7 protein-coding genes are annotated in these 14,105 nt (G+C 52.3%); 6 read left to right on the top strand and 1 reads right to left on the bottom strand.

Annotated elements, in window-relative coordinates:
- The first annotated feature begins 1,172 nt into the window (after positions 1–1,172).
- The 3 genes from xrtC to prsK all read left to right on the top strand — a co-directional run bounded on the left by xrtC (position 1,173) and on the right by prsK (position 7,805).
- The gene (gene xrtC / locus JIN87_RS26815) at positions 1,173–2,000 is read left to right on the top strand and encodes a VPDSG-CTERM-specific exosortase XrtC (protein ID WP_200359595.1); all 828 of its coding nucleotides are present in this window, start codon (positions 1,173–1,175) and stop codon (positions 1,998–2,000) included.
- A gap of 558 nt (positions 2,001–2,558) precedes the next feature.
- Entirely contained in the window at positions 2,559–5,135 is a 2,577-nt protein-coding gene (locus tag JIN87_RS26820; protein ID WP_200359597.1) for a tetratricopeptide repeat protein, read from the top strand.
- 564 nt (positions 5,136–5,699) lie between these two features.
- Positions 5,700–7,805, top strand: coding sequence for an XrtA/PEP-CTERM system histidine kinase PrsK (gene prsK / locus JIN87_RS26825; protein WP_200359599.1), 2,106 nt, complete (start codon positions 5,700–5,702; stop codon positions 7,803–7,805).
- Positions 7,806–8,305: 500 nt separating this feature from the next.
- Here the strand turns inward: prsK and JIN87_RS26830 are convergent, their stop codons facing one another.
- Positions 8,306–8,482 carry a hypothetical protein gene (locus JIN87_RS26830; RefSeq protein WP_200359601.1) on the bottom strand — a complete coding sequence of 59 codons (177 nt, stop codon included), beginning with the start codon at positions 8,480–8,482 and terminating at the stop codon, positions 8,306–8,308.
- Between the two features lie 554 nt (positions 8,483–9,036).
- On the opposite strand from JIN87_RS26830, the gene JIN87_RS26835 reads away from it, so the two are divergent.
- The 3 genes from JIN87_RS26835 (at position 9,037) to glmS (ending at position 13,878) form a co-directional block, all read left to right on the top strand.
- Complete coding sequence (locus JIN87_RS26835; RefSeq protein ID WP_200359603.1) at positions 9,037–9,660, top strand: hypothetical protein; 624 nt, start codon at positions 9,037–9,039, stop codon at positions 9,658–9,660.
- Positions 9,661–10,594: 934 nt separating this feature from the next.
- Positions 10,595–11,953: a PEP-CTERM-box response regulator transcription factor gene (gene prsR / locus JIN87_RS26840; protein ID WP_200359605.1), complete on the top strand. Its 1,359-nt coding sequence runs from the start codon at positions 10,595–10,597 to the stop codon at positions 11,951–11,953.
- Between the two features lie 74 nt (positions 11,954–12,027).
- Positions 12,028–13,878, top strand: coding sequence for a glutamine--fructose-6-phosphate transaminase (isomerizing) (gene glmS / locus JIN87_RS26845; RefSeq protein ID WP_200359607.1), 1,851 nt, complete (start codon positions 12,028–12,030; stop codon positions 13,876–13,878).
- The last annotated feature ends 227 nt before the right edge of the window (positions 13,879–14,105 follow it).

The following is a 14,105-nucleotide window of genomic DNA, read 5'->3' on the forward strand; positions in this document are numbered from 1 at the left end:
GCTGGTGCTCCTCCTACCGAAGCCGGAGGCTGACACTTGAGGAGTGCCAACGAGGAAACATGTCGTCGACAAGCTCCTCGGTAACGCATTGGATTCTTAACCGCCCGCTGCGCTAGAGAACGCTAAGGACGCAGAGCCAGGATGAGAATCTGGCAGGTCATCTCTGGGCGTAGCTCTTGAGCGCAAACCGATGGTTAAAAACATTACACAAACTGATGAACCTTCGTGCCATTGGTGGGCAGTAAAACACAGTCCAATTAATTCGCAGCATAGCATCCGCGCTCATCCAGTTTATCCGTGGTTAAAAACAACACCACCCGATCACCTCGGATCATTGATCAAACTCCGAAGGCCCCGACCAAATTATTCAAACGAAGCAGGTCAACGCCCCGCCCTACAGAGAAATCAGTGAGAATCGGAGGCTCTGAAAACCTCCCGTCGCCCAAGCGATACCTACATCGCTGAAAGCGATCCTGACCCATTTTAGCGGTCATTAGCGACAATTAGCGGTTAGAAAAAACAACCCAGTTCGCTTCGCGTCCCTAGTGGTTTACCCAATCCAACTTGCTCGGCGAGCCAACGCCCCGCCCTACAGGATCACCGGTGAGTATCGGCGTCATCGGTGGTTCAAAACAACAATACAACCCAATTAACCTTCGCGACCTTGGCGTCCTTGGGCTCTTGTGGTCATGTCACTCCGTTCGGTAGCGGTTAAAAACAAAGCACACCCCGATCAAACTCGATCTCCTCGGCTGCCTGCCGGTCGCAGCTTCAGGCAAAGTCTGGTGAACCACTACTAAAACACCCTATTTCCCCTTTAGAAAAAGCTTCTATTTCCGATGGCTAAGGCAATAGTGTAAAAAAATCCAACATTTGATCAATCGCTTCGCTCTCATTCAAATTGCTGATGCTTCCTCTATACGTTCCTTCCGCCTACGCCCAACTACGGCGAGACAAGCAGGTGTCGCACGACAGGCTCGGTAGCAAATTGAATTTTTGAGATTGAAGCTAGCCTACCCACATCCATGCCGTCCAATAGCCACAGGACTCAATTCACACTGTTTCCTCGCGAAGCTCGTCAAGTGTCGTCGCTCAACTCCTCGGTACTCACTCGCAGATAAAAGATGCCACCTAAAGACACCCTAACAAAATTAGCTAGCCTGGGAGTTGCTGTGGCAGTTCTTTCTCTGCTTTTCCGCGAGCCTTTGCAGTACTTGTGGGGGTTAGCACGGAGCAGCGATCTCTACTCGCACGTTATTCTGATCCCATTCGTATCGATCTATTTGGCATGGGATACGAGTCGCTTGAAGACTATCGAGCCATCGCAACCAAACCGATTGCTGGCTCTCGTTCCAGTCGCGTTAGGAGCAGTCTCTCTTTTTGCGTTCTGGCAAACAACAGCCAGCCCCCTCGACCCGAACCAAATTGAGGACTATCTAGCGTACTCGATTTTCGCATACGTCAGCTTTATCATCGCCACCATATTCCTGCTGTTTGGGAGGGAAACAGTGCGTAGCCAGATATTCGCGATTCTTTTCCTAGTCATCCTAGTCCCCTTCCCTGTCGCAGTCCGAGAGGGTATCCAAATTTTCTTTCAGTACACATCAGCCGAAGTCGCCTACTGGTTTATCTATATTGCAGGCATCCCAATCCACCGAGAGGGACTGATATTCGAGATGCCAACGATCATCATGGAAGTCGCCCCACAATGCAGTGGGCTTCGGTCCAGCCTGGTCCTCTTCATCACGAGCTTGGTGGCTTCCTACCTCTTCCTGAAAAGCCCATGGAAGCGTGCGATCTTCGTTTCGCTTTTTATTCCCATTGGCATTCTCAGAAATGCGATCCGCATCCTCGTGCTCGCCTGGCAGTGTTACCATATCGACCCCTCCATGATCCACGGCTGGTTCCACAAGCACGGCGGGCAACCGTTGTTCGCCGTCACGCTCATTCCGCTATTCATCGTACTCTGGTTTTTCCGCCGATCAGAGAAGAAGAATTAACCGCTAAGACCGCGAAGTTGATCCTGCACTGAATTCTAAACCACGGAGGACACAGAGAGCACTGAGAATTTCCTGTAAAGACTGTCCAGCAAACAATGTAGACGCGATCGTTGATCGCGTTACGCGGTCAACGACCGCGTCTACAGTTTTAGAATCGAACACGAATATCTCAAAACACTTACTGGACACTCTCGTTACACAAGAAACACCTACAACCTAACACCCAGATCACTCACTCAGCTCAATCCGTAATCGGCAATCAATAATCCGACGAAGCCGGCTAACGCAACCCGATCAACCGTAGCGAACCTTGGAGCCCTTGTCAGAGCTTCTACTTCGCCGTGAAGTGCACAATAAAATACAACCCGATACAAAACCTCCGCGTCCTCCGTGCTCTCCGTGGTTAAACAAACACACAACCCGATCACTCTCTCCAATCAATCCGGAATCAGTAATCGAAAATCAAAACCTTTGCGTCCTTCGCGTACTTAGCGGTTAATCACACTGTCTCATCAATAATTTTCTTCGAGCGTCGTTATTTCATACCTCGGTACCCAAATGAAACCTACATCCGTTATTCAACTCTTCCTTTTAACAATCCTAGCATTTGCCCTCGCTGGCTGCGGAGGCTCGAACGATGTCGAGAGCCTGACAGCCAAGGCTGACGCCGCCATAGCGGAAGGAAAACTCTCCGAAGCGGAGAACATTTTGCGATTCGCCCTGCGCGAGGACCAAAAGAACCCAGAGCTTCTCGCCCGTATCGGGGACATCTACGTCCAACAGGGTCGCCTTCGCGATGCGTTCCAGGTTTTGTCGCTCGTAAAGCAAGTAAATCCGAACGACTCGGACAGCCTCGCGTCGCTCGCGAGCATCGAGCTCGCGGCGGGCATGAGAGATGAGGCACTTGCGGATGCCCGCAAGGCTCTCGAGCTCGATCCCGCACACAAGGAAGCGCCCATCATCCTCGCCGAACTCGCCGGCTCCGTAGAAGCCGCCGCCAAAACAAAAGAATGGCTGGAAAGCCTGCCAAAAACGGCAGCGATCCACTCTGCGATCGGCTCTCTCTACCTCAAGTCCCGTAACGTCGGAGCCGCAGAAGAGAATTTTGAGAGTGCCATCGCCCTCGATCCTAACTCTCCGCTGGGCTACGCCGGGAAGTTTCAAATCCTGCTCTCACAGCAAAAAGAGGAGGAGGCGATGGCAACCTTCACCAAAGCTGCGGACGTCGCTCCCTATCGCTCCGGAATCCGAATTCGCTACGCTCAGATTCTTCAGCAAACCGAGGGTGACGAGGCCGCTAAAGCCGCTCTCGACGAAATTCTAGAGAACGCTCCCGACTACCTTCCTGCCCTTTCACAAGCTGCCGAGCTCGCCGCGAAGATGGGTGACAACGAGAAAGCCCAGGAATATGTGGACAGCGCTCTGCAACTTGACCCCATCGATCCAACCGCAATGCGGGTGAATGGCACTTTGCTCGTGCTCAACGACAAAACCGACGAAGCCATCGAGCAATTGGAGAAAGTCCTCGAACTCTATCCTCAGGACATCAAGGCCAACTACCAGGTCGCCCTCGCCTACCTCGCGAAACGCGACCTAGGCAAAGCGAAATCTCGTCTAAGCCGCGTCACTCAGCTCGCCCCCGGCCACCTCGAATCCAACGCCTTGCTTTCAACCCTTCAGGTACAGGAGGAGGACTACAGCGGAGCAATCATCACCCTCGAAAAGTACCTCGAACAGAATCCAAACTCGATACAAGGATACCTTTTGCTAGCAGAGGTATACAACCGAAAGGGAGACAACGCTGCGGCCGTATCCATCTATAAAAAACTCGAAGAAAGCTCATCGGAAACCTCTCAGTTGAGCTACCTTTCTGGTCTCTCCTACCTACAAGGCCGCGATTCAGCAGGCGCCCGCAACGCATTCGAATCAGCTCTGTCCAACAACCCACTCCACCTCCAATCGGTCGAGCAGCTCACAGCATTGGACATGCAGGAACGCAACTTCGACGAAGCCCTCGCACGCATCGACCAAACGATCGCGGCCTCTCCCGACACAAGCGTTCTCTACACGATTCGGGCTCAGATTCTTCAGTCAAAAGGCGATCTCGACCAAGCGAAACAAGCCTTCGAAAAATCGATCGAACTCGACGGCAACAACCGTACCGCCCGTAGTCTCTACGCCAGACTGCTCCGTAGCCAAGGCGACGTCGATGGTGCCTTTGAGCAGTCACAGGCGATCATCGAGAGCAATCCTGAGGACCTCGGCGCCTTGACCACCATTTCGTCCATTTACGAGTCGCGCGGCGAATTCTCTGAAGCTGTCGAAACTTACGAGAAGATGCTCGAAATCGACGACAGCTATCTGCCCGCCCTCAACAACCTCGCCTACCTGTACTCGACGAAGTTTGACAAAATGGATCGCGCCTTCGAGCTCGGCCAAAAAGCGAGAGAACTCGCTCCGTCTAACCCGTACTCGGCGGACACTCTTGGCTGGATCGTCTACCAGAGAGGCGACTACCCATGGGCACTCAGCCTTCTTCAAGATAGCTACAACAAACTGAGCACTTTTGCCGAAGTGGCCTATCATCTTGGAAGCGCTCACTACTCCCTAGGGCACAGAGATGCAGGTTTGAGACTGCTTGAAGAGGCGACTCAGTCTGACTCCGACTACGATGGGAAAGACTTGGCACAGAAACGTCTCAGTATTCTAACGATCGATACTAGCATGGATGATACTGCCGCCGTCGCTAGCGTCGAAAGCCACCTTTCATCCAACTCAAACGACTCCCAAGCAATCGCCACCCTCGCCACTCTACACCTGAGAGCAGGCGAATCATCAAAAGCGAAGGACGGTTTCGAGAAAGCCTTAGAGCTTAGCCCTGAAAACGTATTCGCAAAATTGGGACTCGCGGAGATCCTCAGCGAGGATGCCAGCAACGCAGCCCGCGTTTATGCAATCGCCAGCGAAGCCCGCGAGCTCGACACCGATACCAACCGTGCACGAGCTCTGCAAGGCATCGCCCTTTCGCAACAAGGTAGAGCAGACTCAGCAAAAACGCAGTTCGAAGCAGTCGATCCAGAAAAGCTCCCCGCTTCTCTCCGCGAACGAATTGCAGGAATGATAGAAGGAAGTTAACCGCCTCGCTTCCGTCTTCGCAAAACGCTACGCCGTGGAAAGCCTCTCTGATCACTCATCATTAATCGCGAATCCCTAATCCAAAACCTCCGCGTCCTCCGTGCTCTCCGCGGTTGAAAAAAACAAAACCCACCCCGATCAGCAAACATCTGTGTTCATCAGCGTCCATCCGTGGTACACACAGTGAGCACAGAGAGTTCTCCTAAGATACTATCCAACAAACCGAACCTGAAAGTTTGTAGACGCGATCGTTGATCGCGTTACGCGGTCAACGACCGCGTCTACAGTTTTCGAATCGAACACGAATATCTCATAACACTCCGATCAAAAAACTCCGCGTCCTCTGCGTTCTTAGCGGTTAAAGAAAAAGCAGATCCAGATTTAGTAGATCGCCACCAGAGAAAAAGAGTCCTCGCTTATCTAGGCGGGTCAGCGCCCCGCCCTACAGTGTTTTCAATTTCAATATCCTTCCCTGTCAAAAGAGAGTCCCAGCCACTGGTCTTAGCGTACTTGGGCTCTTGTGATCATGTCACTCCGTTCGGTAGCGGTTAATCCCACACAGCCTTGAACCTTCCCGTTATCTTCTCCTTCGTTAGCGCCGCGGTCGCGGGGCTTTTCGTTTTCATCGCTCCTTTTAGCAAAAGCCGCAGCATCGCGATGTGGACCTTTGCGGCGGGAATGCTAACGCTGGCAAGCGAGCAGTTGCTTACAGGGCTCGCACTGCGTTCTACAAATCCACTTGAGGTCGCTGATTTCATCCGTTGGCGATTTTACGCGACGGCCTTCCTACCTGGTCTCTGGCTATTATTTTCCGCGACTTACTCACGCGGCAATACCAGAGAGAATCTAGGGAAGCGCTTGCCAATTATTGTATTGGCTTTCGCACTACCTTTGACCCTCGTTTTTGTAGGCTCTGAAGCACTGGCTCACTTAAGCAAGCATCCAACTAAGCCATTCCAGTGGGTCATCAGACTAGATTGGGCTGGGTTCTTCCTACACGTTTCGATCCTGCTCACAATGATCGGAGCGCTAGTGGGTCTCGAACGTACCTACCGGGCCTCAGTCGGCACTATGCGTTGGAAAATCAAGTTCATGCTCTACGGCATGGGTACACTCTTCGCAGCACGTTTTTTCACAAGTAGCCAAATCGTACTCGCCCAAAAGATTGACCCCGCCCTGGAGACCATAAACGCAGTCGCCCTCTTCACCTGCTGCCTTCTCGTCGGGCGCTCAGTGCTCAGAAAAGGAAGTTTCGAGATCGATCTCTACCCCTCCCGATCGATCATCAGCGGTTCGCTGGTCATTACCTTCGCCGGAGGCTATCTCATCGTTGTGGGAGTGCTTTCCAAAGTCATCGCCCACCTCGGCGGTGATCAAGCCTTCGCGATACAAACCTTCCTCGTCCTAATCGCTCTGGTCGGACTCGGCATCGTCGTGCAATCGGATCGTTTCCGGCAACTCGTCCGTCGCTTCGTCAGTAGAAATTTCCAGAGGCCCCTCTACGATTATCGAACGCTATGGTTGAAGGTGACTGCCACCACATCCCAGAGCATTCGGCGCAAGGAAATCTGCCAATCCACAACCAAACTTCTAGTCAACCTACTGGATACAAAGCTCACCAGTATCTGGTTGCTCGATACAAGCGGGACCCGTTTCACACGTATCGCAAGCAGTGACGAGCAAGGTGAAAATAGTAGCGACCTGGAAACAGCTACCACATCCATCGATTCTCAAGGCATTATCGAAAACCTCCTCAACTCGCCAGAGCCGAGAAGTATAGAGGATGCCGACGACAGCAGCTCCAAACTTATTCTAGACACCAACCCAAGCGTATTCCCCGACGGCGGAGACCGTATTCTCGTACCGCTTACAGGGCAAGGGCGCGTCATCGGTTTCATCGTTCTCGGAGACCGAACGAATGCACTAGAATTCACTCACCAAGAGTTCGATACCCTCCGCTGCATTGCTGATCATATCGCTGCCAGCCTTCTCAGCGCCGCCTTGGTACGAAAGCTCGAAGAATCGAAGGAAATTGAAGCCTTCCAAACGATGGCAACCTTCTTCGTTCACGATCTGAAGAACGCAGTTTCAACACTGAATCTGATGCTAAAGAACATGCCTCTCCACTGGGAAAACCCGGAATTCAGGGAGGACGCACTTCGAGGCATCGGAAGCACAAGTCAGCGTATCACGGATCTCATTACGCGCCTAAGTCAAGTCCGCCACGAACTCGAGATATCTCCTTCCACTACGAACCTCGAGGAACTCTGCCAAGCAACAGTCGCCGACTGGAAAGCGCCAGACCACATCGAGTTCAGCTTTTCCGCGGAACCAGGTGTCGATTTTAAAGCGGATTTCAAGAAGCTTAAAAGCGTCTTGCTCAACCTGATCATCAACGCGAGCGAGGCAATGGACAGTCCTGGTAAAATATCCTTTGATTGCTCAAAAGACGGAGCAAACGCAGTCTTCACAGTTTCCGACACCGGTTGCGGCATGAGCCAGGAGTTTATTCAGAACTCACTATTCCGCCCCTTCAAAACTACTAAAAAAAGTGGATTGGGTATCGGTATGTTCCAGAGCAAAATGGTTGTAGAAGCCCACGGCGGCTCTCTCTCCGTTAAGAGCGAAGAAGGCAAAGGAAGTGTATTTACAGTAAGAATCCATTGTTGATGGAAGAACTAAAATCAGAGATGGAAGAGAGTTCTTAATCGCGAAAGTTTGGATTGGATTGTGTTGTTTTTGTTAACCGCTGAGGACGCTGAGTACGCGGAGATTTTTGATGTTTAGATTAGGGATTAGCGATTACTGATCCGCAGCGATAGATGCGGCGGGTTGTGTTTTGTTTTTAACCGCGGAGGACATTCTGTAGGGCGGGGCGTTGACTCGCCTACTAGGTAGAGCCCGTTGTCCCCAATGGGCATAGAGCCAAGGTTGATTGGATTCTGTGTTTTTTGACCACTACCGAGAAGTGAAACGCCGACACGTCACTACGAAGTAGTCCAATTGAGCTCATGAACACAGATGTTTGCTGATCGGGTTGTGTTGTTTTAACCGCTGAGAGCACCGAGGACGCAGAGGTTGACTGATCACTGATCCAGCCTTCGCATGAAGCTTCTGCGGACAGGTGGCACGGAGTTTTTATGTTTGGATTATCGATTACTGATCACTGATTACGGATTGAGTGGATCGAGTCGGGTTGTCACGGCGCAGCCTTTTGCGAAGACGGACTTGTCACGTCGCAGCTCTACGCGGAGACGGAAGCGAGGTGTTTTGTTTTTAACCACCGATTGGCACCGATGAGCTCCGATAGAGTAGTTGGCTTGGGGAGTTGTTCGTAAAGCACTCATCCAATAACCTTGGTAGACTTGGCGGGTTATTGAGTCGGAGTTGTAATACCTCTTGGGAAGCACCTATTTGGCGAGAGCCAACATGACAATTTCCTCAACCGGCAGCCAGATCACCTGCTACCGCAAAGCGGTACAATGTTGCCCGCAGGGCACTCAGGCCACACCTTGGCCGATGTTGTAATGCAAAGTTAACAACGCTTCGCCCTACCGAGCACTCCGTGCGGCACTTGTGGAGTATAGCGACAAATCATCTGGCTGCGCAGAACATAATCTGGCGAAGCCAGAGCAGGCTGATACTGGAGTTCGAGAAAGTGTTTTAGGGTGTGTCTTTGAGTTGGTTCGCTATCCAAAATACCGACACAGTTGCTACCTCATTCCTACGTGAAACACCGAAGAACATGCTGATTCTGACATTAGTTCTTGAACTCTCCAACACCTACAATAAGTAATACTGCGAACCCACTCTTCAGAGACTACCCAGCCAACTCGTAGTCTTAACCTCAAGCCATCTCTTGTATGTCAGCAAAAGCCGCCCTTTTGCGAAGCTATGCTTCGTGCTAGTTTCAACCTGCCTTTCGATCTCATCCGTATCTGCCATCCCTGTCTGGATCAACGAGATCCATTATGACAACGCCGGAGGCGACACCGGTGAGTTCGTGGAAATCGCCGGAGCCGCGGGAATCGATCTCGCCGGAGGCGAACTTCAATTCTACAACGGCGCCAGCGGGACAGTCTATGAAACCAAAGCATTAAGTGGAACGCTCGCCGATTCCGGTAACGGCTACGGGTTTCTTAGTTTCTTTGTCTCTGGAATTCAAAACGGAGCTCCTGATGGAGTCGCTCTCGCTCTCGGCGGTTCTCTCCTGCAGTTCCTGAGCTATGAAGGTTCGTTCGACGCAATCGGTGGAGCGGCTGCTGGCAAAACGAGCACGGACATCGGGGTCGCCGAATCCAATTCTACAGCAGTGGGCACTTCCCTTCAACTTCTCGGTACACCCGACTCTGGAACTTGGAAAGCTCCGTCCACCGCATCTCCTGGCGTGCAAAACGTGGGACAAGTTCTACCCGAACTCCTCCAGTCCGACGAGTCCGATCCAGTTCCAGATTCAACCTCAACACTCGGCCTCCTAGGCGCCGCCCTGTTTCTGGCGTTTTCTTTAAGACGTTTCCGTCGTTAACCCAGGCTTTCGAATCCTAAACTCGATTCGTTCTTGTATGAGATGCCCGTTTCCGAAAGGAGACGGGCATTTTGCTATGCGATGAGAAAACTGCGAACCGCCCGCTGCCCTAGGGCGCAGAGCCTGGATGAGAATCTGGCAGGTTATCTCTGGACGTAGCTCTTGAGCACAGAACGATGGTTGAAAACAATACACAAACTGATGAACCTTCGTGCCCTTGATGGGCAGTAAAACACAGTCCAATTAATTAGCAGCATACCATCCGCGCTCATCCAGCTTATCCGTCGTTAAAAAACTACGTAACCCGATCACCTTGGATCGCTACCCCCCAAGCTCCTGGCCAAGCTACCCAAACGAAGCGGGTCAACGCCCCGCCCTACAGAGAAATCAGTGAGTAACGGAGGCTCTGAAAACCTCCCGTCGCTTTCAGCGATACCTACATTCCTATAAGCGATCCTGCCCTATTTTAGCGGTCATTAGCGACGATTCGCGGTTAGAAAAAACAACCTTCGATTGTTCTTTGCGTATTTGGCAGTTTACCCAATCCAACTCGCTTGGCGGATCCCCCCCCCGCCCTACAGGGTAATCGGTGAGTATCGGCGTCATCGGTGGTTCAAAACAACAATACAACCCAATTAACCTTCGAGACCTTGGCGTCCTTGGGCTCTTGTGGTCATGTCACTCCGTTCGGTAGCGGTTAAATGAAGCACAACCCTTCCAGACAGGTCCCAGCGGAGGATTTCTTTTGTAGCTTACCGGTTAAAACACCCCAGATCAAACTTCAGAAAAAGCTTCATTTTCCGATACTTGAAGCGATACTGTAAAAATATCCGACAGTCATCCTCTGCGGTGTCTCCACTCTTTACATTGTCTCCCCGCGATGCTCCTCGAGCGCCGCTTCGCCGAATACACTTCTTCCCTACTCGTTAAACAGATGCCTGCCTCTAAACCCAAGCTCTTGATCGTCGACGACGACGAAGAAATCCGCACCCAAATGCGTTGGTCTCTCGGGACCGATTTTGAAATCTTCCAAGCGGGCAACCGCGATGGAGCAATCCAACAGTTCAGGGAGAACACGCCTCCAGTAGTGCTTCTAGACCTCGGTCTGCCGCCACGCCCCAACCTTGTGGACGAGGGCATGAACACCTTGGCGGATATCGTTCAAATCGCTCCCAAAACGAAAGTCATCATCATCTCTGGCCAGGGCGAACGGGAGAACGCATTGGAAGCCATTGGAAGAGGCGCCTACGATTTCATGTCGAAACCCGTCGACACCGAGGAGCTCCAGCTCGTTCTCAAGCGCTGCTACTACGTGGCAGATTTGGAGAAGGAGTACGTCTCGATGCAAAAGAAGCTGAACGAGGACGCTTTCGAGGGCATGCTCGGCACCAGCGAACCCATGCAGAAAGTATTTGGCTTGGTGCGCAAAGTCGCCACCAGCAACGCTCCGGTAATGATCCTCGGCGAAAGCGGAACCGGTAAAGAAATGGTCGCCAATGCGATCCACACCCGTTCTAGCCAAGCAGACGGCCCGTTCGTGGCGATCAACTGTAGCGCGATCCCCGAGTCCTTACTCGAGAGCGAGCTCTTCGGTCACGAAAAAGGGGCGTTCACTGGCGCTGATAGCACTCGAATCGGCAAGATCGAGCAAGCGAACGGCGGCACCCTGTTTCTCGACGAAATTGGCGAGGTGCCGCTGAACGTCCAAGTAAAGCTCCTTCGTTTCTTGCAGGAGAGCTACATCGAGCGGGTCGGCGGACGAGATACGATTCCAGTGGAGACACGAATTGTCGCTGCGACCAACGCCGATCTTAAAAAAGGCATGGCAGATGGGACGTTCCGCGAAGATTTCTACTTCCGCCTTTCCGTCGTCGAACTGAATCTCCCTCCCCTAAGAGATAGAGGGGAAGATATTGAATACCTCGCCACGAGCTTTCTCAAGCGTTTCGCCGCTGAAGCAGGAAACGGAAAACTGGTGTTCAGCGCCGCCGCATTGAAAGGAATTCGATCCTATCCTTGGTCAGGAAACGTTCGCGAACTTCAAAACCGTGTTCGACGCGCCGCCATCATGGCGGAAGGAAATAAAGTTAGCCCTGAAGACCTACAACTCCCGGCTGACCGAACGATTCCCGCCGGCACGACCCTTAAGGAAGCCCGCGAAGCCCTTGAAAAAGAGATGATCGAGGCAGCTCTCAAGAAGCACAAAAACAAGGTGACAGCAGCTGCAGCTGAGCTCGGCATAAGCCGCCCCACCTTTTACGAACTTCTCGATCGACTCGGGATAAAGAGGTAGATCCAGCAAAACAATTTAGAAACAACTCAACCTAATCCTTTACATACAATCATAACCCAAACCAGTTTTACATCATGTGCGGAATAGTTGGATACATCGGCAAAGATAACGCGACCTCGATTCTCCTCAATGGACTCAAACGCCTTGAATACCGGGGCTACGATTCCGCGGGAATGGCCATTTGGCAAAAAGACGATTCAATCGCGCTCACACGACGCGTTGGAAAAGTGGCCAATCTCGCAAGCGCGCTCCCCAAAGATCAGGATGACGCAGGACTCGGAATCAGCCACACACGCTGGGCGACACACGGCGGAGTCACCGAACCAAACACCCACCCTCACAGTTCATGCAACGGACTCATCCACCTCGTTCACAATGGGGTGATAGAGAACTACGAGCAGCTCAAATCGACTCTATCGGCTCAAGGCGTTACTTTCAGCAACGAAACCGACTCTGAAGTGCTGTCCAACTTGATTGCTTTCAATCTCGAGCAACAAGACGAGCCGATCACCGAGAAGAGTGTCCACAAAGCAATTCGTACAAGCCTCGCCAATGTGGAAGGCACCTACGGACTGGCGATCATTTGCTCAAAGCTGCCAGGTACCCTCTTTGGAGCGCGCAAAGGCAGCCCTCTGATCCTTGGCGTCGGAAAGAAAGAGATGATGCTAGCCAGTGATGCGAGCGCCATCCGTGCCCGCACGCGCGAAGTTGTCTACCTCGACGACAACCAAATCGTCACGCTGACGAATGACAATTTCAGCATCACGACCATGGAAGAAGACGAGGTCGTACCTGAAATCAGTACCATCTCCTGGAAGGACGAAGACGCGGAACTCGGGGAGTTCGAGCACTACATGCTCAAGGAAATCCACGAGCAGCCAACCGCTCTGGAGAACGCATTCCGCGGACGCCTCGACCTAACCGAAGGTACCTGCAAATTTGGTGGCCTCAATCTTTCGCGACAGGATCTGCGTCAAATCGACCGCATCCTCATCGTCGCCTGTGGTACCGCTTGGCACTCCGGACTCGTAGGTGAGTATTTGATCGAGAAATACGCCCGCATCCCAGTCGAAGTCGAGTACGCCAGCGAGTTCCGTTATCGTAATGCGCCAATGGACAAGAACACCTTGGTGATCGTTATCAGCCAAAGTGGCGAAACCATCGATACACTCGAAGCTCAGCGCGAAGCGCAGCGTAAAGGCTACCACGTGATCGGGATTATAAACAACGTAGGCTCTACCATCGCTCGCGAAAATGACGGTGGCATCTACCAGCACTCCGGCCCCGAAATCGGGGTCGCCTCCACCAAGGCGTTCACCTCCCAGGTACTCATCCTTTCAATGCTATCCTGCTATCTCGGCCGCACACGCGATCTCTCCTACGCGGAAGGCTGCAAGATGGTGAAAGCGATTCAGGAACTACCCGCCCTGATAAAACAGAGTCTCTCGCTCGCCGACTCCATCAAGGCAATCGCTAAGGACTTCGCCAAGTATCAAGACTTCCTCTTTCTCGGCCGCCTAGAGATGTTTCCAATCGCCCTCGAAGGTGCTCTCAAACTAAAGGAGATCAGCTACATTCACGCGGAAGGCTACCCTTCTGCTGAGATGAAACATGGCCCCATCGCGTTGATCTCCGAGGAGTGTCCTAGCATCGTCATCGTGCCCGATGATGAAACTCTGAAAAAGAACCTATCGAGCGTCCAGGAAGTCAGAGCACGTAAAGGCAAGGTCATCATCATCACCGACTCGCACGATATTCCCTCTTCGCTCGCCGATGAGATCATCATCGTCCCGAAGGCCCACAATTGCATTCAGCCAATTCTGATGACGATCCCAACCCAATTGCTCAGCTACTATATCGCGGTTGAACTCGGCAAGGACGTAGACAAGCCACGCAACCTCGCGAAGAGCGTAACGGTTGAGTGAGTTTCTGGAGGGCAACGCACTGTCGTTGCCACATCGTTTATTCGCCAGTAGGCTCCGCGGCAATGACGGACGGGCTGTTGCCCAAAGAACAAGAGGACAGTCGTTTCTCCCAACTCGAGCTTGGATAGGCCAAAGGTTCCAGCATGATGGTTCCCGTCATGATGGGAACCCATGTACCTCAGTGCGAGCTGTTCAGCTATCGCGTCAATCTCGACCAACGAGTTCGC

Source organism: Pelagicoccus mobilis (assembly GCF_016595505.1).
Taxonomy (GTDB): Bacteria; Verrucomicrobiota; Verrucomicrobiia; order Opitutales; family Opitutaceae; genus Pelagicoccus; species Pelagicoccus mobilis.